The sequence below is a fragment of the Xanthobacter sp. 91 genome (genome assembly GCF_000702385.1).
Classification (GTDB): Bacteria; Pseudomonadota; Alphaproteobacteria; order Rhizobiales; family Xanthobacteraceae; genus Xanthobacter; species Xanthobacter aminoxidans.
The window spans coordinates 330338-355263 of sequence record NZ_JNIB01000001.1; the positions used below are offsets into that span (position 1 = coordinate 330338).

Sequence of the window (24926 nt, forward strand, 5' to 3'; positions counted from 1 at the left end):
CGTCCCGCTGCGCGGGACTTTTTGCGCTGGTCCTGGGATCAGCGCTCCACCTTCGGTGTCGCTTGTCCGGGGAACTGCTGGCGCAAATACTACCCTCAAGGCAAGAGGCGAGGCTTTGAGCTGTCATCGCCCGGCTTGTCCGGGCGATCCACGGTTGGGCCGGGGCGGGTTTGGCAACAGTGCACAGTCGGAGGAGCGGATCGCCCGGACAAGCCGGGCGATGACGAGCGGAGATTCTGGAACGACACGGGTTGGAGCCGTGCGCGGGGCGGCTTCGCCCTCCCTTCCGGCTCCCACTTTGCTCCTCAAATCCGCAGGCGCGCCCAGAGGATGAAGCCGGCGGCGCCCACGGCGGCGGCGCCCACCAGCGCCACGAACAGGGCGGACTGGTCGAGCCACGCCACCGCCGGCACGCACAGGGCCATGAACACGCCGTTCAGCCCCATGCGCCACGACTGGGTGTGCACGCCTGCCACGAAGCTGCCCAGCGCCAGCAGCAGCAGCACGATGAGGCTGGTGGAATCCGCGTCCGCCACCGCCTGCACGCTCGGCAGGAACACGAGGTTCATGGCGGCGAGGAAGGCGCCCCAGTGGAGGAGCTGCGTCACCACCAGCCGCAAGCGCTGCTCTTTCAGCGCCGCGCGCCGCCAGCCGGCGAAGATGCCCACCGCGCAGCTCGCCACCGCCACGAACTCCCAGAACGTGACCAGCGGCCGACGGGTCATCGCCACATAGGCGACGCCGCCCACCGTGAGGGCGAGGATGGCGAGATACGGCCCCTCGCGCAGCCAGAAGTCGCGGCCTGCGCTCGCGTCCGTGGGTGCGCCACCCGCCGTGCGATTGTCCACCATCCCGGTCTCTCCCGCCTCGCGTCGCGCGCACCCTCTGGACGTGCACCCGCTGGATCGATTCAATCTGGTCGGATCATCCACCCGAACGCAACGGAAGTCCCATGCGTATCCCCAGCACCGATGTCGTGACCGAAATCAGCGGGCTGCGGGTGCTCCTGTGCGCGGCCGACGCGGCGCCCATCGCCAGCGAGGGCGACACGGACGATCTGCTCGGCACGGCGTTCGGCGAGGGGGCGGAGCTCATTGCCATTCCGGCGGCGCGCCTCAGCCCGGACTTCTTCCGGCTGGCGAGCGGGCTTGCCGGGCGCATCACCCAGCGCTTCGTGAACTATCGCCTGCGCGTCGCCGTCATCGGCGACATCTCGGCCCATCTGGCGGTGAGCGGGCCACTGCGCGACTTCGTGCGCGAGGCCAATGGCGGCGAGAGCCTCTGGTTCGTCGGGACGGTGGAGGAATTGACCGAGCGCCTCAAGGGTACGGCCGCGCGGGGATAGCCTCCCCGCGCGCCGGCGGTCTCGCCTCAGGCGGCAGCGGGGCGATCCACTGGGTGCAGCATGCGCGAGGAGACCGCGATGCGGTTCCACACATTGATGGTGCCGATGGCAATGGTGAGCTTGGCGATCTCCTCGGGCGAGAATTCCGCCGTCACCGCCGCATAGGCGCTGTCGGGAATGCCGGTCTGCGCGATGAGCGTCACGCTCTCGATCCATTCCAGCGCGGCGCGGTCGCGGGCACTGTAGAGCGGCGATTCGCGCCACGCGGTGAGCATGTGGAGATGCTGGGCGGGAATGCCGTCGGCGAGCGACTCCTTCACATGCATGTCAATGCAATAGGCGCAGCCGTTGATCTGCGACGCCCGGAGCTTGACCAGATGCAGGAGGCGCTTCTCCAGCCCCGACTTCATCACCGCCCCGTCGAGCGCGCGCACGGCGGCATAAAGGGCGGGGGCGGCCTCGGCCACGTTCATCCTGGGTTCCATGCCTCTCTCCTGTCTGCTCTCGGATTTGCGATCCCGCCAGCCTCTGGCCGAGAATCATAGACATATTATATCGATGATTATCGAGGTAGGAAAGAGGCCGGCTGGTGGTGGGCCCGAGGCAGCATCCGGAGCGCGCATGAGGCGGTTGGGAGACGGGGTGGAGGCGGCGCTGCACTGCGCGCTGGTGCTGTGCTGGCTGGAGCCGGGCAAGGTGCTGCCGGGCAAGAGCCTCGCCGAGATGCACGGCCTGTCCGAGAGCTACCTGCTCAAGCACATGCGCGCCCTCACCGAGGCCGGCCTCGTGGAAGCCCTGCCCGGCCCGCGCGGCGGCTACCGGCTGGCGCGGAGCCCCGGCGCGATCACGCTCCTCGACATCGTGGAGGCCATCGACGGCAAGGAGCCCGCCTTCACCTGCAAGGAAATCCGCCGGCGCGGACCGGGCAAGTCCAAGGACCCCTGCGCCTACAAGACGGACTGCTTCATCAAGCGCCGGATGCTGGCGGCGGAAGAGCTGTGGCGCCAGTCGCTGCGCGCGCAGACCCTCGCCGATCTCGCGCAGGATGGCGAAGCGCTGATCGACGCCGAGAGCCAGAAGACCATCGCCGCCTTCGTGCGCGAGGCCCAGCGCTAGATCGGCACCGCGCGACGCTGCGGAACTTCGCCGCCGCTTGCCCGTTGTGCTCGCAGCCCGGTGCGTATTTGCGCGGGTGATCGCCCAAGGACAGACCACGTTCCACCCGTAGCTCCACGGATGGAGGCGCGCCGGCGCACGCGGCGGCGCGGCGGCGTGATTTGGGTCGGCGACACCAGAACAACCGGCGACAACGCCAACCGAAAGGAAACGTCCCATGGCACAGTCCAAGACTTTGCAGGATCTGTTCTCCGAGACGCTGAAGGACATCTACTACGCCGAGAAGCAGATCCTGAAGGCGCTGCCCAAGATGGCGAAATCGGCCCAGTCCGAGGAACTGAAGGCCGCCTTCCTCACCCACCAGGAGCAGACGGAAGGCCAGATCGAGCGCCTGGAACAGGTGTTCGAGATGATGGGCAAGGCGGCGCGCGGCAAGCATTGCCCGGCCATCGTCGGCATCGTGGACGAGGGCAAGGAGATCATGGAGGACTTCGCCGGCACCGACGCGCTGGATGCCGGCCTCCTCTCCGCCGCGCAGGCGGTGGAGCATTACGAGATCGCCCGCTACGGCACGCTGAAGACCTGGGCCGCCCAGCTCGGCCTCGCCGATGCGGTGCCCCTACTGGAGGCGACCCTCAAGGAGGAGAAGGAGACCGACCAGCTCCTCTCCCGCCTTGCCTCCGCCAACGTGAACAAGAAGGCGGCCTGACGCGGCCCACCCGGCGCCCGCTCCGGCGGGCGCCGGATGTTATGAAAGAGCGGCCCGCTTCGGCGGGGGCCGGATGTCACGAAAGAGCAGCCCGCTCCGGCGGGGGCGGGCTTCATGAGAGGGGGCGTCCTTGCGCTGGCATTCGTCGCCCCGCGCCCTATGCTCCGGATCAAGATTCACCGGAGAGTCCTGCCCGCGCCGCCGCGCGGACCCGGGACGACAGGGACGCGATGCGAGACTTCCGCTGCCTCTACCGCCACGACTTCCTGCGCATTGCGGCCTGCGTGCCGCGCGGAGCCGTCGCGGACCCGAGCTTCGCCGTTGCCGAGACGCTGGAGATGGCCACCCAAGGCCATGAGGACGGCGTCGCCCTGATGCTCTTCCCGGAACTGGGCCTGTCCTCCTACGCCATCGATGACCTCCTGTTCCAGGCCCCGCTGCTGGATGCGGTGGAGGGCGCGCTCGCGACCCTCGTCGCCGCCTCGCAGGACCTCTCCCCCGTGCTGGCGGTGGGCGCGCCGCTGCGCCATCAGGGGCGGCTCTACAACACGGCGGTGGTGATCCATGGCGGCACCATCCTCGGCGTGGTTCCGAAGAGCTACCCGCCCAACTACCGCGAGTTCTACGAGCGCCGCCACTTCACCCCCGGCCTCGACGAGCACGGCGGCTTCATCCGCCTGCTGGGCGAAGACGTGCCGTTCGGCGTGGACCTCCTGTTCCGGTCCGAGGGGGAGGTGCCGTTCACCTTCCATGTGGAGATCTGCGAGGACGTGTGGGTGCCCCTGCCGCCCTCCACGCGGGCCGCGCTCGCCGGCGCGGAAGTGCTGCTGAACCTCTCCGCCAGCAACATCACCATCGGCAAGGCGGAATCCCGCCGCCTGCTGTGCGGCTCGCAATCCGCCCGCTGCGTCGCCGCTTATGCCTATTCGGCGGCGGGGCCGGGGGAATCCACCACCGATCTCGCCTGGGACGGCCACGCCGCCATCTTCGAATATGGCGACACCCTCGCCGAGGCGGAGCGCTTCGCCCCCGACGCGACCATGGCGGTGGCCGACATCGATCTCGGTCGCCTGCGGCAGGAGCGTATGCGGGTCAACACGTTCGGGGAGTGCGCGCGGCTGGAGCGCGACTGCGCCCCGCCCTTCCGCACCGCCCAATTCGCCTACGAGCCGCCCGCCGAGCCCGTGCGCCTCGCGCGCGACGTGGCGCGCTTCCCCTTCGTGCCCAACGATCCGGCGCGGCTCACGGAAGACTGCTACGAGGCCTACAACATCCAGGTGCAGGGCCTCGCCCAGCGCCTCGCCTCGACGGGCATGTCGCGGGTGGTCATCGGCGTCTCGGGCGGGCTTGATTCCACGCAGGCCCTCATCGTCGCCGTGCGCGCCATGGACCGCGTCGGCCATCCCCGCTCAAACGTGCTGGCCTATACCCTGCCGGGCTTCGCCACCTCCGACGAGACCAAGGGCAACGCCTGGGCGCTGATGCGCGCGCTCGGGGTGAGCGCGGAAGAGATCGACATCCGCCCCGCCGCCCGGCAGATGCTGGCCGATCTCGGCCACCCCTTCGCCGAGGGGCAGGCGGCCTATGACGTGACCTTCGAGAATGTGCAGGCGGGCCTGCGCACGGACTATCTGTTCCGCCTCGCCAACCACCATCGCGGCCTCGTGGTGGGCACCGGCGACCTCTCCGAGCTGGGGCTCGGCTGGTGCACCTATGGCGTCGGGGACCAGATGTCCCACTACAACGTCAACGCCTCGGTGCCGAAGACGCTGATCCAGCACCTCATCCGCTTCGTCGCCGCCTCGGGCGACGTGAGCGAGGAGACCGCCAGCATCCTCCACGCCATCCTCTCAACCGAGATTTCCCCGGAGCTGGTGCCGGCCACCGAGGGCGGCACCATCCAGTCCACCCAGAGCATCATCGGCCCCTACCCGCTCCAGGACTTCACGCTCTTCTACCTGACCCGCTACGGCTTTCCGCCGTCCAAGATCGCCTTCCTCGCCGAGCACGCCTGGGCGGACAAGGACGCGGGGCGCTGGCCGCGCGGCATCCCCGAGGGCGAGAAGCGGGCCTATGACCTCGCCGAAATCCGTCGCTGGATGAAGGTGTTTCTCTCGCGCTTCTTCACCAGCCAGTTCAAGCGCTCGGCGCTGCCCAACGGGCCGAAGATCTCCTCCGGCGGCTCCCTCTCCCCCCGCGGCGACTGGCGCCAGCCCTCCGACAGCGGGCCCGGCGTGTGGCTCGCCGAGCTGGAGCGCAACGTCCCGGAGGCGTAGGGGGAACCCTCCCGGCTCCCCTCCTTGCGCCGTGACACCGCGCGCCGCGCGAACCTTCGGAGGCCGCGCCCCACGCCGGAATGGCCAAAGGCGCAATTGCAGACCCGGAATGCCCGAAGGCGCTCCCGGGCGGCCGGCTGGTCGTCCGCGGGCGCGGGCGCAGGTCATCTACGGCTCAGGTCATGCTTCAGCCTGAAATAGCGGGACTGCAACAGACAACCGGCCGCACTTTCACGCGCCCATTGTTTTCGCATTTTGCGACGAATTTCCTGATATTTATCAAGATGTTATTCGTCCTTTGACGGCACTTTGCACTGTCGCTGGCGCGCGGCCGGGCTATGCTCAGCCTCTGCCGCCGTCACGGCGGAAGACCTGTGGAGGGCTGCATGGCAACCGTCGCGATCAACTGGTCTTGGGGCGCCCACGACACCATCGATTTCGATCCGGCAACCGACACGCTCGACTTCGGCTGGATCGGCGCTGACAGCTTCACCATCACCGAGGTCAACGGGTCGGTCGTCATCGATCTGCCCGGCAACAACCACAGCTACACGCTGAAGGGGGTCTCCCTTTCGGATCTCTCCCTGGCCAACGTCACCGGCCATGATGCCTCGATGTTCGCCGAGTGGAGCGACGCCCTTGCCGCGAGCCATGCCATCACCGGCGGCGTCAACGACATCATCGCCGTGGCGCACGGCACCGACACCGTGCTGACCTTCGATCCCAAGCACGACACGCTGGATTTTTCCGGCCTCACGGCGGGCGACGTCGCCATTGCCGAGGCCAACGGCTCGGTGGTGATCTTCCTGCCCAAGTCGCAGCAGACCTACATCCTCGAAGGCGTTAGCCTCGCAGACCTCTCCATCGGCAACATCAAGGGGGCGGACGGCGCGCTCCTCGCCGAGTGGAGCGGCGCCCTCACCGCCGCCGATACCACGGGCAGCGTGAGCGCCAAGGCCAGCCTCTCCGCGTCAGCCGGCGCGACGGACGGCACCACCTACGGGGTGGGCTGGCAGTGGAACACGCAGCAGGTGATCTCCTTCGACCCCGCCCACGACAAGCTCGATTTCGGCTGGCTCCAGCCGCAGGATTTCTCGCTGGCCGAGGTGAACGGCTCCCTCGTCATCATTTTCGCCGCCAACCAGCAGACCATCACCCTGGAGGGCGTGACCCTCGCCGACCTCACGCCGGACGACATCATCGGCAAGACCAGCTTCGTCACCGATGCCTGGGCCGAGGCCATCGCCGAGGCCAAGGGGGAGACGACCGGCAGCGGCACGACGGGCGCGACGCCGCCCCAGGTGATCGAGGCGCCGGACTGGTCTTCCGACACGGTCTATACGGCGGGCGATCAGGTCACGGTGGGCCATGTGGTCTACGAGGCCAAGTGGTGGACCCTCGGCAGCGATCCCGAGCACGATTACGGCCCCACCGGCTCCGGCCATGTCTGGACCAGGGTCGGCTACTCCGATCTCACCCCCGTGGCCCCCGAGACGCCGCAGGATGTCCACGCCGCCACCACCACCGAGACCTCCGTGACCCTGACCTGGGATGCGGCGGAGGTGTTCGGCGTCGGCACGGTTTCACAATACGCCATCTATCAGGACGGCGAGCTGATCGGCACCACCGACCAGCGCAGCTTCAAGGTGGCGGGGCTGGACGCGGACACGCCCTACAAGTTCAGCATCGTCGCCGTGGACGAGGCCGGCGCCTCGCACCCCTCTTCGGCGATTTCCGTCACCACCGATCCCGTCGGCACCGATGCGACGGACCACCAGGTGTTCTCGCCCTACGTGGACCTCTCCGTGGTCTCGAGCGCGGCGGACCTGATGCAGGACGTGAGCGAGGCCGGCATCCACGCCGTCACCCTCGCCTTCGTGGTGGGCACCGGGAGCAACGAGATCGGCTGGGCCGGCCTCGGCTCCGGGAACACGCTCGCCGACGGCAGCTCGGTCGCCTCGGTGGTCCAGGATCTGAAGGCCCATGGCGTGGACGTGACCATCTCCTTCGGCGGCGGTCATGGGGAAGAGCCGGCGCTCTACTACACGGATGCCACCGCGCTCACCGCCGCCTACCAGTCGGTGATCGACACTTACGGAGTGAAGTCCCTCGACTTCGACGTGGAGGGCGACGCCCTCACCAACGACGCCGCCAACGCCCTGCGCAACGAGGCGCTCGCGGCGCTGGAGAAGGCCAATCCCGACCTCTCGGTCTCCTTCACCCTGCCGGCGCTCCCCACTGGCCTGACGCAGGACGACATCAAGCTGCTGGCCGACGCCCATGCCGCCGGGGTGGAGATCGACACCGTCAACCTCATGGTGATGAACTACGGCGTGGGGAACGATTCCGGCGACATGGGGCAGGATGCCATCGACGCGGCCGAAGCCACCATCGCCCAGCTGCATGACCTCGGCATCGACGCCAAGGTGGGCATCACCCCCATGGTCGGCATCAACGACGTGCAGAGCGAGGTCTTCACCCTGCAGGATGCCCAGCAGCTGGTGGATTTTGCGGATGGCAACGACCACATCGCCTCGCTCGCCATGTGGTCCCTCGGCCGCGACCACGGGGATGTGGTCGGCCACATGACCTACGACAACAGCGGCGTGGCCCAGCACGACTGGGACTTCGCCAAGATTTTCGCGACGGTCTGATCTTCGCGACCGTCTGACAGGTGCGCAAGACCGCCTACGGCGTCTCGAACACCCGCCCCTCGCCATCGCCCTCGATCCGCTCGGAGCGCGGCGAGAGTGTCCGGCGGAAGGCGGCGGGGGTGGCGCCGAAGCGGGCCTTGAAGGCGCGGCCGAAATGGGAGCCGTCGGCAAAGCCGAGGTCGGCGGCGATGCGGGCGGCGGAAAAGCGCGTGTTGGCCAGCATCCAGCGCGCATGGCGCAGCCTGAGCGCCAGATAGCTCTCCTGCGGGCTTTCCCGCAGGCGGTCCGCGAACAGCCGCTCCAGCTGCCGCACGCCGACGCCGAGGGCGTCCGCAATGTCGGCGATGGCCAATGGCTCGGCGAGGTTCTGCTCCATCAGCAGCAGCGCGCGGGAGACGCGGGCATCGTCCACCGTCCCCTCCGCCCGGCGCGGGGCCGGCTGGGCGCTCTCGGCCGCGCGGGGGCGGTCGATGAGGAGGATGTTGAGCGCCTTCTGGGCCGTGGCGGCGCCGAGATGCTCGGTGACGAGGCGGGCGGCGAGGTCCGCCACGCCGGCCCCGCCGGAGCAGGTGATGCGATCGCCATCCACCACGAACAGCTGGTCCGCCACCGGCACGAGGGTGGGGAACTCGTCCAGGAAATCGCGGTAGTGATACCAGCTCACGCAGCATTTGCGCTGCGCCATGAGCCCCAGCCGGCACAGGAGGAACGAGCCGGTGCACACGCCGATCAACGGTACGCCCGCCGCCGCCGCGCGCCTGAGATACGCCGCCAGAGGGTCGGCCTGCGCCGGCACCCCGCGCAGCAGCCCGCCCACCGCCACGATGTAGTCGAACGCCTTCGGGTCCAAGAGGTCCGCGGTCGGCTGGATGTCGATGCCGCAGGACGAGCGGACGGGACGCAGGCGCGGGCTCATCACCTGCCAGGAGCAGTCGATGGGGCGGGAGCGGTCGCCCTTGTCGGCGGCGAGGCGCAGCATGTCCACGAAGCTGGAAAAGGCCGTCAGCGTGAAGTTGGGCAGCAGCACGAACCCCACCCTGAGCTTGGCGGACGGGCCGGGACGGGTGGAAAGAACGTGTCGCATCTGTTCCAGACGAAAGTCGCAAGGGGACGAGCAGGCGCCCCCGCGGGCAAGCATGATGAAGCTTCGCCCCGCCCTGGATGCGGGTCAAGTGATGCGCGACAAGTATTTGAAAAAGCGGTAGAATAACCGCACCGTTCCCGGAGGGAGACGGATGACCAGCGTGTTCGACCTGTTCAAGATCGGCATCGGGCCGTCCTCGTCCCACACCGTGGGGCCGATGGTGGCGGCGCGCCGCTTCCGGGAGGCGCTGCCCGCTGGCATCGCCCGCATCACCGCCGAGCTGTTCGGCTCGCTGGCCTGGACCGGCAAGGGCCACGGTTCCAACCGGGCCATCGCGCTCGGCCTCATGGGCGCGCGGCCGGAGACGCTCGACCCGGACGACGTGCCGGCGCTGGTGGCGCGGCTGTTCATCCGCAAGTCCATCGAGGTGGAGGGCGCGCGGATCGCCTTCGATCCCGAGGCCGATCTCATCTTCGATTTCGACACGCTGATGCCGCTGCACTCCAACGCCATGCGCTTCCGCGCCTATGACGCGGACGGCGCGCGGCTCGACGAACGGGTCTTCTATTCCATCGGCGGCGGCTTCGTGGTGGCCGAGGGGGAGCCGCGCGAACCGGAGGCGGTGGAGGTGCCCCACCCGTTCGCCACCGCATCCGAACTGCTCTCCGCCTGCGCCCGCACGGGCCTGTCCATCGCCGGCCTGCAGATGGCCAATGAATGCGCGCTGCGCCCGGCGGAAGAGGTGGAGGAGAAGCTGGATGCGATCCTCGCCGCCATGTTCGCCTCCATCGATCGTGGCCTCGCGCAGGAGGGCACCCTGCCCGGCAGCCTGCGCGTGCGGCGGCGGGCCAAGGCGATCCGCGACCAACTGGAGGCGGACCGCCACGCCAACCGCCGGCCGCCGCACGAGATCATGGATTGGGTCTCCGTCTTCGCCATGGCGGTGAACGAGGAGAATGCCGCCGGCGGACGCATCGTCACCGCCCCCACCAATGGCGCGGCGGGCATCGTGCCGGCGGTGCTGCGCTATGTCCGCGACATCTGCCCGGACACCACCCACGCCCAGTTGCGCGCGTTCCTGCTGACCGCCGCGGCGGTGGGCGCGCTCATCAAGCGCAACGCCTCCATCTCCGGCGCGGAGGTGGGCTGCCAGGGGGAGGTCGGCTCCGCCGCCGCCATGGCCGCCGCCGGGCTCGCCTCAGTTCTGGGGGCGAGCCCGGCGCAGATCGAAAATGCCGCCGAGATCGCCATGGAGCACCATCTCGGCATGACGTGCGATCCCATCGGCGGGCTGGTGCAGATCCCCTGCATCGAGCGCAACGCCTTCGGCGCCAACAAGGCCATCGCCGCCGCCTCCCTCGCGCTCCGGGGCGACGGGGTGCATTTCGTCTCGCTGGATCAGGTCATCGAGACCATGCGCCAGACGGGGGCGGACATGCAGTCCAAGTACAAGGAGACCTCGCAGGGAGGTCTCGCGGTGAACGTCCCGGAGTGCTGAGCCGCCGCCCTCTCCCCATGCGGAAGAGGGGCAGGGCAAGGAGTGTCCGCGCCCTTTGCCATGACGCTGGGAAAACCGGGGAAGCCCCCATGCCCGCCCCCGTCTCCCGCGACGGGAGAGGGAAATCTGTGTCCGAATGAACCCCAAACGAGGAAACCGCCCATGACCGTCCACCTCTCCCCCGCCCCGTCCGGCGACGCCGCCGTGTTCGATGCCATCCGCGCGGAGCTTCGGCGCCAGCAGGACCAGATCGAGCTGATCGCCTCCGAGAACATCGTCTCCGAGGCGGTGCTGAAGGCGCAGGGCTCGGTGCTCACCAACAAGTATGCCGAGGGCCTGCCGGGCAAGCGCTACTATGGCGGCTGCGAGCATGTGGACGTGGTGGAGGAGATCGCCATCGACCGCGCCAAGGCGCTGTTCGGGGCGGGCTTTGCCAATGTGCAGCCCCATTCGGGCGCGCAGGCCAATGCCGCCGTGCTGATGGCGGTGCTCAAGCCCGGCGATACCCTGCTCGGCATGTCGCTGGCGGCCGGCGGCCACCTCACCCACGGGGCGCCGCCCACCCTCTCCGGCAAATGGTTCAACGCCATCGGCTACGGTGTCGCGCCGGACACCGCCCTGATCGACTACGAGGCGGTGGAGCGCCTGGCGCTGGAGCACCGGCCCAAGCTCATCATCGCCGGCGGCTCGTCCTATCCGCGCATCATCGATTTCGCCCGCTTCCGCGCCATCGCCGATCAGGTGGGCGCGCTGCTGATGGTGGATGCCGCCCACTATGCCGGGCTCATCGCCGCCGGGGCCTATCCGTCCCCCTTCCCCCACGCCCATGTGGTGACCACCACCACCCACAAGACCCTGCGCGGCCCGCGCGGCGGCCTGATCCTCACCAATGACGAGGCGCTGGCGAAGAAGCTCAATTCGGCTGTTTTCCCCGGCCTGCAGGGCGGCCCGCTGATGCATGTGATCGCCGCCAAGGCTGTGGCGTTCGGCGAGGCGCTGACGCCCGAGTTCCGCGCCTATGCCACGCAGGTGGTCGCAAATGCGCGGGCGCTGGCGGCCCGGCTGTCGCAGCGCGGCGCGGCCATCGTCTCCGGCGGCACCGACAGCCATATGGTGCTGGTGGACCTCAGGCCCTTCGGCGTCACCGGCAAGGCGGCGGAAGCCGCGCTGGAGCGGGCCGGCCTGACCTGCAACAAGAACGGCATTCCCTTCGATCCGGAGAAGCCGGCCGTGACATCCGGCATCCGCCTCGGCACCCCGGCCGGCACCACGCGCGGCTTCGGCGTCGCCGAGTTCGAGACGGTGGCCGACCTGATCGCCGACGTGCTCACCGGCCTCGCGGCCAACGGTGCCGAGGCCAACGGCAAGGCCGAAGTCGCGGCGCGCGCGACCGTGCGCGACATCTGCGCCCGCTTCCCCCTGTATGCGGGAATGTGAGGGGCGATGCACCGCCCTCCGCCCCTCTCCACTCGCGGGAGAGGGGCCGGGGGTGAGGGGGGCGGGCCTTTCCCGAAAGCGCCGGCCCATCCCCTGTCGGCGGAATACCCCTCCGCACGGGGAGCGAGGGTAGCCGTGGAGCGCCCTCGCCCCGCCATTGCGTCGGCGGCGGGGGTTGCGCATGGTGGCGGCCCATGGATGCCGCAGAGTGAGCGCATGAGCCTGCTTTCCGCCCGAGATCTTGCCGCCGATATCCGGTCCGGCCGCACCACGCCTGAAGCCGTGCTTGAGCAGGTCGCCGCCGCCATCGCCGCGCACGAAAGCGAGGTCGGTGCCTTCGTGACGCTCGATCTCGATTCGGCCCGCGCCGCCGCCCGCGCGCCCGGGCTTGCCGCGACGCCGCTCTCCGGCCTGCCGGTGGGGGTGAAGGACATCCTCGACACCCGCGACATGCCCACCACCTACGGCAGCCCCATCTATGCCGGCTACCGCCCGCGCACCGACGCGCCAGTGGTGGCCATGACGCGCCGCGCCGGCGGCCTCGTCGTGGGGAAGACCGAGACCACCGAATTCGCCTTCCTCCAGCCCACGCGCACCCGCAATCCGCGCCGCCTCACCTTCTCCCCCGGCGGCTCGTCGGCGGGGTCGGCTGCTGCGGTGGCGGCGGGGATGCTGCCGCTGGCGCTCGGCACCCAGACCGGCGGCTCGGTGATCCGCCCGGCCGCCTTCTGCGGCGTCACCGGCTACAAGCCCACCTTCCGCCTGCTGCCCACGCTGGGCATGAAGACCTTCTCCTGGCATCTCGACACCGTTGGCCTGTTCGGCGCCCGGGTGCGCGACGTGGCCTTCGCCGCCAATGCCATCGCCGGCCGCGGCCTCGACATCGGGGACGAGACCGCCGTGGCGCCGCGCATCGCCATCGTGCGCACCGCCCGCGCCAGCGCCGCCTCGCCCGACGCCCATGCCGCGCTGGACGCCGCCGCCCGCGCCGCCGAGGCGCGGGGCGCCCGCATCTTCGATCTGGAATTGCCCGAGGCGCTGGAGGCGGCCGACGCCATCCATGGCACCGTGCAGGACTTCGAGGCCGCGCTCTCCCTCGGCGACGAGCTGGACTATGACGGCGACCGGCTCTCACCCCTGCTGCGCGGCCATCTCGAAGCCGCCCGCGCCATTCCGCCCGACCTTTATGACGGCGCGCGCCGCACCGCCAAGCGGGCGCGGCATGCGCTGGGGGATGTGTTCGCGGAGGTGGATGCCATCCTCACCTTCTCCGCCCCCGGCCCCGCGCCGGAGGGATTCGCCACCACCGGCTCGGCCATCTTCAACCGGCTGTGGACGCTGATGGGCTGTCCGGCGATCAATGTGGCGGGGCTCTCCGCCGCCAATGGCATGCCCGTGGGCGTGCAGGTGGTGGGGCGTTTCGGGCGGGATCGGCAGGCACTGGCCGTCGCGAGCCTCGTGGAAGCCGCCATTACCGCCTGACATGCAGTATTCCACCGCGGCCGACCGTGCGCCGCAGCGGAAGGGAAAGCGTAGAAGGGGGCGCGACTTGGCGCCCGCCGCACTGCGGAAAGTCATGCGCTGCAATACTTTGCAGCGGCGATGCAGCACAACTTACCTCTTTCCGCATTTTGAGAGTTTGTTAAAGTTCTCTCAAGATCGACCCTGCGAGGCATAAGGTGACACTTGGCCATCTCCTCACCGTGATCGAGACGTGCGCGGCCTTCGGCTTCGTTGGCGCTGTGCTGCTCGGTCTGGTCTGAGGTCAGGACCCGCCACCGCCCTCATGGGACCCGAGAACAGCAATAACCGGGGTCCGGTCGATCGAAGGCGCCGGGGAGCCAACCTCCCCGGCGCCACTCGTTCCAGGTCCGGAAACACGGGCAGTCGCGCCGCCGGATACCGCCGCCCTTCTGCCCGCCCTTCATGACACGTCGTTGACATCGCCGCCGGCACGACCGCGCGCGCCGTCACAAACCGCCTGTCACAGTCGCGGAGGCGCGACGATTGGCGGTACCCTGGCCGTTGGCGGCGCCTTGGCCGAACGGCGCAGCGCTTGGCGCGGCATCGTCACATGGGTGTTGCGGAGCCGCGCTATCCAACCTCCCGACGCGCTGGTGTGGATCGCCTCGGCTCAGGCTGATCGATTCTCCGCCGGCCAGTGATCGAGACCGCGCTGCCCGGCCGGCTTGCCCTGCAAGCGGGCCGGTGCGTGCTCTGGGAGCCTCCGGATGCTGGTGATCGAGGGCCTCACCCGACGCTTCGGCGACAAGGAGGCCGTATCCAACGTGAACCTCGCCATCGGCCAGGGCGCCTTCGTGGGCGTCATCGGCCGGTCCGGGGCCGGCAAGTCCACCCTGCTGCGCATGGTCAACCGCCTGCAGGACCCCTCCTCCGGCCGCATCTCCTTCGAGGGTCGCGACGTCACCGCCCTCAAGGGCCACGCGCTGCGCCAATGGCGCGCCGAGGCGGCGATGATCTTCCAGCAGTTCAATCTGGTCGGCCGCCTGGATGTGCTGACCAACGTGCTCATGGGCCGCCTCGCCACCGTTCCCGCCTGGCGCGCCCTCACCAAGAGCTGGAGCGCGGATGACCGGGCCATCGCCCTCTCCGCCCTCGACCAGTTCGACATCGCTCCCCTCGCCGCCCAGCGCGCCGACAGCCTCTCCGGCGGCCAGCAGCAGCGCGTGGCCATCGCCCGCGCGCTGGCGCAGGAGCCGGCACTGATCCTCGCCGACGAGCCCATCGCCTCGCTCGATCCGCGCAACACCAAGATCGTGATGGATGCGCTTTTGCGCATCAACAAGCACTTCGGCATCACCGTGCTGTGCAACCTGCACTCCCTCGACCTCGCCCGCACCTATTGCGACCGCCTCGTGGGCATGGCGCAGGGCCGCGTGGTGTTCGACGGCGCGCCCGCGGCGCTGACCGAGCAGGTGGCGCACGATCTCTACGGCCTGGAGGCCGGCGAGGTGATGGATACGCCCGCACGGCGTCCCGTCGCCGCCGACGACGGCATCCCCGAAGCGGCCGCGCTCGCCTGAGCGCGTGCCTTCCGCGCCGACCCGCGACCGCGGGCCGGCCGACCCTGCTTGCCCAGTTTCGATTTCGTCCGACAGGAGCACGAGACATGCTGAACCGTCGTAGCCTGATCGCGGCCGCCGCCGCGCTCGTCATGTCCGCCGGCGCTGCCGCCGCGCAGGACTGGAAGGCCAAGTATCCCGAGCTGGTGTTCGCGGTGATCCCCGCCGAGAACGGCAGCGGCGTGACCGATCGCTACCAGCCGCTCATGGACTATCTCACCAAGCAGCTCGGCACCAAGGTGACGCTGCGCGTTGCCAACGACTATGCCGCGGTGATCGAGGGCCAGCGCGCCGGCAACATCCACATGGCCTATTACGGCCCCTCCTCCTTCGCCCGCGCGCTGATGACCGGCGCCAAGATCGACGCCTTCGCCATCGAAGTGAATGCGGACGGCACCAAGGGCTATCACTCGGTGCTCTATGTGAAGGCCGACAGCCCCTACAAGTCCATCGAGGACCTGAAGGGCAAGAACCTCTGCCTCGTCGATCCCAACTCCACCTCCGGCAACAACGTGCCGCGCTTCGCCCTGAACAAGATGGGCCTCAAGCCCGACGACTTCTTCGGCAAGGTGGTCTATGCGGGTTCGCACGAGAACGCGGTGATCGGCGTGCAGCAGGGCACGTGCGACGCCGCCTTCAACTGGTGGAACGACGAGAACGAGTCCAACCTCCGGCGCATGGAGCGCAAGGGGATGGCGAAGTACGGCGACTTCCGCATCATCTTCAAGTCCGATCAGATCGTGAACTCGCCCTACGCCTATCTCTCGGACCTGCCGGCCGACCTGAAGGCCAAGATCCGCGACGCCTTCTTCTCCATCGAGAAGAACGACAAGGCCGCCTTCGACAAGATCTATGAAGGCAAGAGCCAGCTCTGGCAGCCCATCGACAACGAATCCTACGTGGGCATCATCGAGCTGAACAAGTTCGTCGACGAACTGCGCAAGAAGAAGAGCTGAGGCTGACGCCTCCCGGCGAAGAGCGCGCGTCATGCCCGGGCTTGTCCCGGGCATCCACGTCGGGCCGCATGCGCGATGTTCCGCGGTGGCTTCCCGGCCGCGGGACGTGGATGGCCGGGACAAGCCCGGCCATGACGGCGGCTCCTGAGGCGCGGACGGCGCCCATCACATCCTGCGCCCAGACGCCCCCCTCACCCCGGCCCCTCTCCCGTAAGGGTGGAGGGAAGGAACAGGCAGAGCCCACGTGTCCCACGCCATCACCCGGCTGCCCGACGAGCAGATCGCCCCGCTGATCGCCCATTACGATGCGGCGGTGCGGGCGCGGCGGCGGCATACGCTGATCATGTTCGGCGTGATCGCCGTGTGCACCGTGCTCGCCGCCTGGATGGGCGAGGTGAAGCCGGACGTGTTCTTCGCCCACGCGGACCGGTTGCCCAACTATTTCCGCAGCATCACGCCGGTCCTGCACTGGGACACTATCGGCGCCGATCTGTCCGAGTGGTACTGGAACCTCGACCACTGGCTGAAGCTGCTGCTGGATACGATCCTGATCGCCTATCTCGGCACGCTCATCGGCGCCATCGGCGGCTTCTGCCTGTGCTTCCTCGCCAGCGCCAATCTGGTGAAGAGCCCGTGGATCCGCCTCGGCGCCCGCCGCTTCCTGGAATTCTGCCGCACGGTGCCGGAGCTGGTGTTCGCGCTGCTGTTCGTGGTGGCCTTCGGGCTCGGCCCGCTGCCGGGGGTGCTGGCGCTGGCCATCCACACCATGGGCGCGCTGGGCAAGCTGTTCGCCGAGGTGGTGGAGAACATCGACATGAAGCCGGTGGAAGGCGCCACCGCCTCCGGCGCCTCCTGGCTCACCACCGTGCGCTTCGCCGTGGTGCCGCAGGTGCTCTCCAACTTCGCCTCCTACGGCCTGCTGCGCTTCGAGATCAACGTGCGCGAGGCCTCCATCATGGGCTTTGTCGGCGCCGGCGGCATCGGGCAGGATCTCGTGGAAGCCATCCGCAAGTTCTATTATTCCGATGTCTCCGCCATCCTCCTCCTCATCATCGCGGCGGTGATGATCATCGATCTCGTCACCGAGCAGGTCCGCCACCGCCTGCTCGGCTTCGGAGCGCAGCGATGAGCCGGGCCCGCATCCGCCTTTCCGGAGACGAGCGCGCGCGCCTTGCCGCCGCCCATCCGCATCTGGTCGCGCCGCCCATCAACACGCGGGTCCGCGTCGGCGTGATCATCGCGGTATTCGCCGGCATCGCGGCCTTCGGCTTCTGGCAGCTCGGCTTCAATTTCGACCGGCTCGGCAGCGGCATCGCGCAGCTCGCGCATTTCGTCACGCTGATGATGCCGCCCGATCCCGGCACGCAGCTGCCGCTTTACATGCATGCTTTGGGCGAGACCTTGGCCATCGCCTTCCTCGGCACGCTGGGCGGGGCCATCATCGCCTTTCCCTTCGGCTTCCTCGCCGCGAAGAACGTCATTCCCAACATCTTCGCCCATTTCACTGTCCGCCGCGTGCTGGATACCGTGCGCGGCGTGGACCGGCTGATCTGGGCGCTGATCTATGTGACGGTGGTGGGCCTCGGCCCGTTCGCCGGCGTCCTCGCCATCGCCACCGCGAGCTTCGCCGAGCTGGGCAAATTGTTCTCGGAGGCGGTTGAGGCGCTGGACCGGAAGCCCGTGGAGGGCATCGTCTCCACCGGCGGCTCACCCGTCGAGGCGGTGCGCTTCGGCATGCTGCCGCAGGTGCTGCCGGTGCTGGCGAGCCAGCTGCTCTATTACTTCGAATCCAACGCCCGCCAATCCACCATCGTCGGCATCGTCGGCGCGGGCGGCCTCGGCCTTCATCTCGCGGAGCAGATCCGCGTGCTGGAATGGCAGAAGGTGTCGTTCCTCGTCCTGATGATGCTCATCATGGTGGCGGTGATCGACTTCATCTCCTCCCGCCTGCGCTTCGCCATCATCGGCAAATCCCGCATCGGGTGAACGCGCGGACAGATCGCCTTGGGACGGACCCGGGCCCTTTCCTCCGCTCCCCCGCCTGCTCCGCAGTCATCCCCCGCCTTGTGCGGGGGATCCACTTCGGGGCCGGAGGGGTGTGCGGTTGTTCAGACACCCGGCTCGGCGGAGGGGTGGATGCCCCGGACAAGCCGGGGCATGACGGTGCGATGAAACGGCGTCTCGCTCAACCTCAGTACAGAATCTCCCGATAGCGCGCGACCATCTGCTCCTGGCTCTCCGGCGCCTCAATTGCGAAGGACGAGGCGGCGCCGGCGGCGTCCTTGGCGGCGATCTGGTCGCGCAGCATCTCGCCCATGGTGGGCAGTTGGGTGCGCTCCACCTGCGCCTCCGGCTCCCACAGGCGCGAGCGCATGAAGGCCTTGGCGCAGTGCAGGTAGGCCTCCTTCACCTCCACCCGCAGCACCGTGCGCGGCGCCTTGCCGCCGACGGTGAAGAGGCGCGTCAGCTCCTCGTCGTCGTGGATGAAGGCATGGCCGTTCACCCTGAGCGTCTCGTCCACGCCGGGAATGAGGAAGAGCAGGCCGACCTGCCCGGTGGCGAGGATGTTGGTGAGGGAATCCAGCCGGTTGTTGCCCGGCCGGTCGGGAATGAGCAGGTCGCGCTCGCGCGCGGCGACGAAGCCCGGCACATCCCCGCGCGGCGAGACATCGGCGGCGCCGGAGGCATCGGCCGTGGCGATGAGCACGAACGGGCTCAGCGAGATGAAATGCCGGCAGTGCCGGTCCAGCCGGTCCAGCTGCTTGGCGACGCTGCGTCCGGCAGCAGCACCATAGAGACGGCGCAGGGCGGCTTCATCGGCGACGACGGCCATGGGGCAGAACCTCCTTCGGATACCTACTTTTCGCGCAAACGATTGGGCTGACGCAAGCACCTAGGGCTTGAAAACCAGCTGCACCCGATCGGCGGCGAAGGAGGAGCGGCCCCATTGCAGCGGCGCGCCGTTGGCCTCCACGTCCAGCCGCTCCAGCACCATCACCGCGCGGCCGGGGGCGAGGGAGAGAATGTCCATCTCGCGCGGATTGGCGGGGCGGGCGGTGATGCGCGTCTCGCGGCGGCGGAAATCCTCGATGCCCAGTGTCGCCAGCGCCCGCGTCAGCGATCCGGTGGCTTCATATATGAGATCGAGGTCGCGGCAGCGGGCAGCGGGAAACCAGGCCGAGCCGCAGGAGATGGGTACGCCGTCCGCCTCGTGGGTGGTCTCGATGCGCAGCACCGGCGTGCCGATGGCAAGCTGCAGCTCGCGCGCCACGTCCGCATCCGCCGCCTCCACCATGGAGCCGCGGAACCGGCCGGATGGCTCGCGCCCGCCCGCCGCCACGATCTCGGAGAAGCGGGTGCGCGCGCCGATGGGATAGCGCAACGGTGGCTCCTTCACGAAGGTGCCGCGGCCCGCCGTCGCCTCGATCAGCCCGGCCTCGGAGAGATGGGAGAGCGCGCGGCGCAGGGTGTGGCGATTGACGCCGAAGCGCTCGGCCAGCTCGGCCTCCACCGGCAGGCGCACGCCGGGCGCGAGCGTGCCGGCGAGGATGTCCGCCTCCAGCTTCTCGGCGATCTGCCGCCACAAAGTGACGCCGCTGCCCCGCGCGACGGAGGGCACGGCTGGCGATGCCTCGTCCTCCGTCATCGGGCTGTGACCATCGGCGGCGAGACTGCGCGGCGCACCAGACATTCCTGCCTCTCCACGTCCGCCCCAGGAAGTCACCGAGGGCGCAGATACCTTCTTGCGCATTTGTATAGACTATTATACAAACCATGTCCAGCAAGGCCCCACGGCAGGGTTCGCCCGTTTGCGCCAGGGTCAGGGACATCTGGAGACCGCCCGTGAGGTCCGAACCGCCGCACATCACCGAGCCGCAAATCGCCGCCGTTCCCGACCCCGCCGCCGAGCAGGCCGCGCGGGAGGTGATGATGGGCCTTTATGCCCGCGCCACCCGCGCCGAGCTTCAGGCCGCCGTGGAGCGCTTCCAGCCGTTGCCGCAGCTGAAAAGGCTGCGCCCGGCGGAGGCTGGCCTCATCATGGTGCAAGGCCGCACCGGCGGCGACGGCGCCCCCTTCAATCTGGGCGAGGCGACCGTGACGCGTGCCGCCGTGCAGCTCGCAGGCGGCGCCACCGGCGTCTCCTATCTGCTCGGCCGCGACCCGGCGAAGGCGGAGGCCGCCGCCATCCTCGACGCTTTGTGGCAGGACGCGGCGCTGCGCCTCGCCGTCACCGACGCGCTCACCCCCGTGCGGCGCCGCCTCGCGGTGGAAGCGGCGCGCGCGGCGGAGGAGACGGAGGCCACCAAGGTCAATTTCTTCACCATGGCGCGGGGAGAAGACTGATGGCCGTGACTGCCCCCGCCGTGACTGCCCTCGCCGCCGGCTTCGCCGATCCGGTGCATGACGCCCAGCGCAGCTTTACCGCGGTGATGCGCGCCATGGCCGAGCCGGGCCTGCCCGTGCCGCTGGCGAGCGATCTCGATCCGCCCGCGCCGCTCTCCCGAGAGGCCGCCGCCTGCGCCCTCGCGCTGCTGGATTACGAGACACCGGTGTTCCTCGACGCGGCGCTCTCCGCCGCGCCGGCGGTGGCCGCCTTCCTGCGCTTCCACACCGGCGCGCCGGTGGTGGACGACCCCGCCGCCGCGCGCTTCGCGCTCATCGCCGACGCGGCCGCTTTGCCCGACTTCGGCGTCTTCGCGCAGGGCGAGCCGGACTATCCAGACCGCTCGGCCACGCTGATCGTGCAAGTGGCGGAAATGGGCGCCGGCGCGGTCGTCCTCGAAGGCCCCGGCATCAAGGGCCGGCGCAGCTTTTCCGCCGCGCCGCTGCCCGCCGACCTGCCCGCGCGGCTCGCCGCCAACCGGGCGCTCTACCCGCTCGGCATCGACCTCATCCTCACCGCGCCGGGGGCTATTGTGGGCCTGCCGCGCACGGTGAAGCCCGTGATGGAGGACTGATCCATGTACGTGGCCGTCAAGGGCGGCGAGGCCGCCATCCGCAATGCCCACGCATTGCTCGCCAAGAAGCGGCGCGGCGAGGAGAGCGTGCCGGAGATCGGGCTCGACCAGATCGCCGGCCAGCTCTCCCTCGCCGTGGACCGGGTGATGGCCGAGGGCTCCCTCTATGACCGGGAGCTGGCGGCCCTCGCCATCAAGCAGGCGCGGGGCGACCTGATCGAGGCCATCTTCCTCGCCCGCGCCTTCCGCACCACTTTGCCCCGGTTCGGCGCCTCGGTGCCGGTGGACACGGGCGCCATGCGCATCGAACGGCGCATCTCCGCCACCTTCAAGGACCTGCCCGGCGGGCAGGTGCTCGGCCCCACCTTCGACTACACCCACCGCCTGATGGACGAGCGGCTGGCGACGCAAGCGAGCGATGCCGACGCGCCGCGCCAGCCCGCCCCCTCTTCCCTCGAAGTCGGCTTTTGCCGACTTCGACCTCCACGAACCGAACTCGGCAGCAGCCGAGTTCAGGCGGGAGAGGGCTGGGGTGAGGGGGAGGAGCTCCGGGAGGCGGAAGCCACTCCGGCCGCTCCCATGCCCCGCGTCACCGACCTCCTCGGCGGCGAAGGCCTCATCGAGCCCTCCCCGGCCGACGACGGCACGCCGCCGCGCGACCTCACCCGCGAGCCGCTCTCCTTCCCCGCCGACCGGCCGTTGCGCCTTCAGGCGCTGGCGCGGGGCGACGAGGGGTTCCTGCTGGCGCTCGGCTATTCCACCCAGCGCGGCTATGCCCGCACCCATCCCTTCGTGGGCGAGATCCGCTTCGGCACGGTGGAGGTGAGCCTTCCCGTGGAAGAGCTGGGCTTTGCGGTGCCGCTGGGCGACATCGCCGTCACCGAGTGCCAGAGCGTGAACCAGTTCAAGGGCTCGGCCACCGAGCCGCCCCAGTTCACCCGCGGCTACGGCCTCGTGTTCGGCCAGTCCGAGCGCAAGGCCATGTCCATGGCGCTGGTGGACCGCGCGCTGCGCTTCAAGGAGCTGGGCGAGGAGAAGAGCGCCCCGTCGCAGGACGAGGAATTCGTCCTCTCCCATTGCGACAACGTGCAGGCCACCGGCTTCGTGGAGCACCTGAAGCTGCCGCACTACGTGGACTTCCAGGCCGAACTCGACCTCATCCGCCGCATGCGCGCGGAGGCCGAAGCCCCTGACGAGATGAAGGAGGCCGCCGAATGAACGCGCCCGCCACCGCCGCCTCTTCCATGCCGGCCATCACCTACAATTTCGCCTATCTCGACGAACAGACGAAACGGATGATCCGCCGGGCCATCCTGAAGGCCATCGCCATTCCCGGCTATCAGGTGCCCTTCGCCTCGCGCGAGATGCCCATGCCCTATGGCTGGGGCACCGGCGGCGTGCAGGTGACGGCGGCCATCCTCGGCGCCGACGACGTGCTGAAGGTGATTGACCAGGGTTCGGACGACACCACCAATGCGGTGGCCATCCGCACCTTTTTCGAGACCACGGCCGGCGTCGCCACCACCACGCGCACGCAGGACGCCACCATCATCCAGACCCGCCACCGCATCCCGGAGGCGGAGCTGAAGGCCGGGCAGACCATCGTCTTCCAGGTGCCCATTCCCGAGCCGCTGCGCTATCTGGAGCCGCGCGAGACCGAGACGCGCCGCCTGCATGCGCTGGCCGATTACGGTCTGATGCAGGTGAAGCTCTATGAGGACATCGCCCGCCACGGCCACATCGCCACCACCTACGCCTATCCGGTGAAGGTGGAGGGCCGCTACGTGATGGACCCCTCCCCCATCCCGAAGTTCGACAATCCCAAGATGAACGACAGCCCGGCGCTGCAATTGTTCGGCGCCGGGCGCGAGAAGCGCATCTATGCCATCCCGCCCCACACGCAGGTGGTGTCGCTGGATTTCGAGGACCATCCCTTTAAGGTGCAGGCCTTCAAGGAACCCTGCGCCCTGTGCGGGGCGACCGGCGTCTATCTCGACGAGGTGATCCTCGACGACAAGGGCGGGCGCATGTTCGTCTGCTCCGACACCGACCACTGCTCCACCCGCCAGGCGGAGGGGCATACGGGCACCATGAGCGCGCCTTACCAGGAGGCTGCCCATGACTGAAGCGCCGCTTCTCACCGCCCGGGGCCTCGCCAAATATTACGGCCACCGCCTCGGCTGCCGCGACGTGGACCTGACCCTGCACGAGGGCGAAGTGCTCGCCATCGTCGGGGAAAGCGGCTCCGGCAAGTCCACCCTGCTCGGCCTCCTCTCCACCGAGCTGGCCCCCTCCGCCGGCAGCGTCACCTACCGGATGCGGGACGGCGCCACGCGTGATCTCGCGACCCTCTCAGAGGCCGAGCGCCGGCTGCTGCTGCGCACCGACTGGGGCTTCGTGCGCCAGCATGCCGAGCAGGGCCTGCGCATGGCGGTCTCGGCCGGCGGAAACGTGGGCGAGCGGCTGATGGCGGTCGGCTGGCGCCACTATGAGAACATCCGCAGCGAGGCCACCGACTGGCTTTCGCGCGTGGAAATCGCCGCCGAGCGCATCGACGACGATCCGCGCACCTTCTCCGGCGGCATGCGCCAGCGCCTGCAGATCGCCCGCAACCTCGTCACCCGCCCCCGCCTCGTCTTCATGGACGAGCCGACCTCGGGCCTCGACGTCTCGGTGCAGGCGCGCCTGCTCGACCTCATCCGCCAGCTGGTGGAGGAGTTCGGCCTTGCGGTGGTCATCGTCACCCATGACCTCGCGGTGGCGCGCCTCCTCTCCCACCGCATCATGGTGATGAAGTCCGGCCGCGTGATCGAACAGGGCCTCACCGACCAGGTGCTCGACGACCCGCGCGAGCCCTACACCCAGCTCCTCGTCTCCTCGGTGCTTGCGGCATGATGAACGAGACTTTCGTGTCCCGGCCAAGTGCAGCGCCACCTGTGGCGCGGAACGCGAGCCGGGACCCAGCGCAACATTCCGCCGAAGGCGCTTCCATGCCAACCACCGCTCAAGCTTTGCCTGCTGCGCAGGAGTCCTGCGCTGGGTCTCGGCTCGGCGCTCCGGCTACGCCGTCGCTGGTCCGGGACACGCACAGCCCCCTCCTCCGCGTCGAAAGCCTCGCCAAGAGCTTCACCCTGCACCTGCGCGGCGGGCTCACCCTGCCGGTGGTGTCCGGCGTCACCTTCGACGTGGTGGCGGGAGAGTGCGTGGCGCTGGGCGGGCCGTCGGGGGCGGGGAAAAGCTCCATCCTCAAGATGGTCTACGGCAATTACCGCATCGACACCGGCTCCGTGCGCATCGCCGATGGCGAAGCGTTCGCCGAGGTGGCCGACGCCGCGCCGCGACAGATGCTGGCACTCCGGCGCGCCCGCGTCGGCTATGTCAGCCAGTTCCTGCGGGTCATCCCCCGCGTCTCCACCCTCGACGTGGTGGCGGCGCCCCTGCGGGCCGAGGGCGTGGACGAAGAGACCGCCAAGGCCCGTGCCGGCACCCTGCTCGCCCGCCTGAACCTGCCGGAGCGCCTGTGGTCGCTGCCGCCGGCCACCTTCTCCGGCGGCGAGCAGCAGCGGGTGAACGTGGCGCGCGGCTTCATCGGCTCCCAGCCGCTGCTGCTGCTGGACGAGCCCACCGCCTCGCTGGACGCCGCCAACCGGCAGGTGGTCATCGATCTCATCTGCGAGAAGAAAGCGGCGGGTACCGGCCTGCTGGGCATCTTCCACGATGCCGAGACCCGCGAGGCCGTCGCCGACCGGGTGGTGGACGTCACCCGTTTCGAAGCCTGATCCCCACGCCCGCGAGCCCGGCTCGCGGGTC

Annotated in this window: 22 protein-coding genes and 1 pseudogene; 18 read left to right on the forward strand and 5 right to left on the reverse strand. The window is 69.3% G+C overall.

What is annotated here, in order from left to right:
- Window positions 1–305 precede the first annotated feature (305 nt).
- The gene (locus A37E_RS0101750; RefSeq protein WP_051678718.1) at window positions 306–851 is read right to left on the reverse strand and encodes a hypothetical protein; all 546 of its coding nucleotides are present in this window, start codon (window positions 849–851) and stop codon (window positions 306–308) included.
- A gap of 101 nt (window positions 852–952) precedes the next feature.
- Between A37E_RS0101750 and A37E_RS0101755 the strand changes: the two genes are divergently transcribed.
- Window positions 953–1345: a DUF4180 domain-containing protein gene (locus tag A37E_RS0101755; protein WP_029555050.1), complete on the forward strand. Its 393-nt coding sequence runs from the start codon at window positions 953–955 to the stop codon at window positions 1343–1345.
- A gap of 26 nt (window positions 1346–1371) precedes the next feature.
- Here A37E_RS0101755 and A37E_RS0101760 read toward each other — a convergent pair whose 3' ends face one another.
- Window positions 1372–1830, reverse strand: coding sequence for a carboxymuconolactone decarboxylase family protein (locus A37E_RS0101760; RefSeq protein ID WP_029555051.1), 459 nt, complete (start codon window positions 1828–1830; stop codon window positions 1372–1374).
- A gap of 136 nt (window positions 1831–1966) precedes the next feature.
- On the opposite strand from A37E_RS0101760, the gene A37E_RS0101765 reads away from it, so the two are divergent.
- The 4 genes from A37E_RS0101765 to A37E_RS0101780 all read left to right on the forward strand — a co-directional run bounded on the left by A37E_RS0101765 (window position 1967) and on the right by A37E_RS0101780 (window position 8100).
- Window positions 1967–2461 (forward strand): Rrf2 family transcriptional regulator, encoded by a 495-nt coding sequence (locus A37E_RS0101765; protein WP_029555052.1) that lies wholly within the window; start codon window positions 1967–1969, stop codon window positions 2459–2461.
- Between the two features lie 217 nt (window positions 2462–2678).
- Entirely contained in the window at window positions 2679–3170 is a 492-nt protein-coding gene (locus tag A37E_RS0101770; protein WP_029555053.1) for a ferritin-like domain-containing protein, read from the forward strand.
- 230 nt (window positions 3171–3400) lie between these two features.
- Window positions 3401–5446 carry an NAD(+) synthase gene (locus tag A37E_RS0101775; protein ID WP_029555054.1) on the forward strand — a complete coding sequence of 682 codons (2046 nt, stop codon included), beginning with the start codon at window positions 3401–3403 and terminating at the stop codon, window positions 5444–5446.
- 386 nt (window positions 5447–5832) lie between these two features.
- On the forward strand, window positions 5833–8100 hold the full coding sequence (locus A37E_RS0101780) for a fibronectin type III domain-containing protein (protein ID WP_029555055.1): 2268 nt from the start codon (window positions 5833–5835) through the stop codon (window positions 8098–8100).
- A 34-nt stretch (window positions 8101–8134) separates the two neighbouring features.
- Here A37E_RS0101780 and A37E_RS0101785 read toward each other — a convergent pair whose 3' ends face one another.
- The gene (locus A37E_RS0101785; RefSeq protein ID WP_038192423.1) at window positions 8135–9184 is read right to left on the reverse strand and encodes a GlxA family transcriptional regulator; all 1050 of its coding nucleotides are present in this window, start codon (window positions 9182–9184) and stop codon (window positions 8135–8137) included.
- 151 nt (window positions 9185–9335) lie between these two features.
- On the opposite strand from A37E_RS0101785, the gene A37E_RS0101790 reads away from it, so the two are divergent.
- The 7 genes and pseudogenes from A37E_RS0101790 to phnE (A37E_RS0101825) all read left to right on the forward strand — a co-directional run bounded on the left by A37E_RS0101790 (window position 9336) and on the right by phnE (A37E_RS0101825) (window position 18144).
- A complete protein-coding gene (locus tag A37E_RS0101790; RefSeq protein ID WP_029555057.1) occupies window positions 9336–10682 on the forward strand; it encodes an L-serine ammonia-lyase in 1347 nt (448 codons plus the stop codon).
- Window positions 10683–10844: 162 nt separating this feature from the next.
- Complete coding sequence (gene glyA, locus A37E_RS0101795) at window positions 10845–12119, forward strand: serine hydroxymethyltransferase (protein ID WP_029555058.1); 1275 nt, start codon at window positions 10845–10847, stop codon at window positions 12117–12119.
- A 222-nt stretch (window positions 12120–12341) separates the two neighbouring features.
- Window positions 12342–13601 carry an amidase gene (locus A37E_RS0101800; protein ID WP_029555059.1) on the forward strand — a complete coding sequence of 420 codons (1260 nt, stop codon included), beginning with the start codon at window positions 12342–12344 and terminating at the stop codon, window positions 13599–13601.
- A 749-nt stretch (window positions 13602–14350) separates the two neighbouring features.
- A pseudogene (gene phnC / locus A37E_RS0101810) lies at window positions 14351–15097 on the forward strand (phosphonate ABC transporter ATP-binding protein); the annotation flags it as partial.
- A 152-nt stretch (window positions 15098–15249) separates the two neighbouring features.
- The gene (gene phnD / locus A37E_RS0101815) at window positions 15250–16158 is read left to right on the forward strand and encodes a phosphonate ABC transporter substrate-binding protein (RefSeq protein WP_029555061.1); all 909 of its coding nucleotides are present in this window, start codon (window positions 15250–15252) and stop codon (window positions 16156–16158) included.
- 244 nt (window positions 16159–16402) lie between these two features.
- Complete coding sequence (gene phnE, locus A37E_RS0101820) at window positions 16403–17287, forward strand: phosphonate ABC transporter, permease protein PhnE (RefSeq protein ID WP_029555062.1); 885 nt, start codon at window positions 16403–16405, stop codon at window positions 17285–17287.
- On the forward strand, window positions 17284–18144 hold the full coding sequence (gene phnE, locus A37E_RS0101825) for a phosphonate ABC transporter, permease protein PhnE (RefSeq protein WP_029555063.1): 861 nt from the start codon (window positions 17284–17286) through the stop codon (window positions 18142–18144). Before phnE (A37E_RS0101820) ends, phnE (A37E_RS0101825) begins: the two co-directional genes overlap by 4 nt.
- Before the next feature lie 205 nt (window positions 18145–18349).
- On the opposite strand, the gene A37E_RS0101830 is transcribed toward phnE (A37E_RS0101825), so the two are convergent.
- Together A37E_RS0101830 and phnF are read right to left on the reverse strand one after the other, a co-directional pair.
- A complete protein-coding gene (locus A37E_RS0101830) occupies window positions 18350–18991 on the reverse strand; it encodes a pyridoxamine 5'-phosphate oxidase family protein (RefSeq protein WP_029555064.1) in 642 nt (213 codons plus the stop codon).
- Between the two features lie 60 nt (window positions 18992–19051).
- Window positions 19052–19849, reverse strand: coding sequence for a phosphonate metabolism transcriptional regulator PhnF (gene phnF, locus A37E_RS0101835; protein WP_081837400.1), 798 nt, complete (start codon window positions 19847–19849; stop codon window positions 19052–19054).
- A gap of 152 nt (window positions 19850–20001) precedes the next feature.
- On the opposite strand from phnF, the gene phnG reads away from it, so the two are divergent.
- From phnG to phnL, 6 genes are all read left to right on the forward strand, one after another.
- The gene (phnG, locus tag A37E_RS0101840) at window positions 20002–20502 is read left to right on the forward strand and encodes a phosphonate C-P lyase system protein PhnG (RefSeq protein WP_280938438.1); all 501 of its coding nucleotides are present in this window, start codon (window positions 20002–20004) and stop codon (window positions 20500–20502) included.
- Window positions 20502–21116 (forward strand): phosphonate C-P lyase system protein PhnH, encoded by a 615-nt coding sequence (gene phnH / locus A37E_RS0101845; RefSeq protein WP_029555067.1) that lies wholly within the window; start codon window positions 20502–20504, stop codon window positions 21114–21116. The genes phnG and phnH overlap by 1 nt, the downstream gene beginning before the upstream one ends.
- A gap of 3 nt (window positions 21117–21119) precedes the next feature.
- On the forward strand, window positions 21120–22334 hold the full coding sequence (locus tag A37E_RS0101850; protein ID WP_029555068.1) for a carbon-phosphorus lyase complex subunit PhnI: 1215 nt from the start codon (window positions 21120–21122) through the stop codon (window positions 22332–22334).
- Between the two features lie 26 nt (window positions 22335–22360).
- Complete coding sequence (locus A37E_RS0101855; protein ID WP_029555069.1) at window positions 22361–23242, forward strand: alpha-D-ribose 1-methylphosphonate 5-phosphate C-P-lyase PhnJ; 882 nt, start codon at window positions 22361–22363, stop codon at window positions 23240–23242.
- Window positions 23235–24011, forward strand: coding sequence for a phosphonate C-P lyase system protein PhnK (gene phnK, locus A37E_RS0101860; protein WP_029555070.1), 777 nt, complete (start codon window positions 23235–23237; stop codon window positions 24009–24011). The genes A37E_RS0101855 and phnK overlap by 8 nt, the downstream gene beginning before the upstream one ends.
- A 95-nt stretch (window positions 24012–24106) precedes the next feature.
- On the forward strand, window positions 24107–24895 hold the full coding sequence (gene phnL, locus A37E_RS0101865; RefSeq protein WP_081837401.1) for a phosphonate C-P lyase system protein PhnL: 789 nt from the start codon (window positions 24107–24109) through the stop codon (window positions 24893–24895).
- Window positions 24896–24926 lie beyond the last annotated feature (31 nt).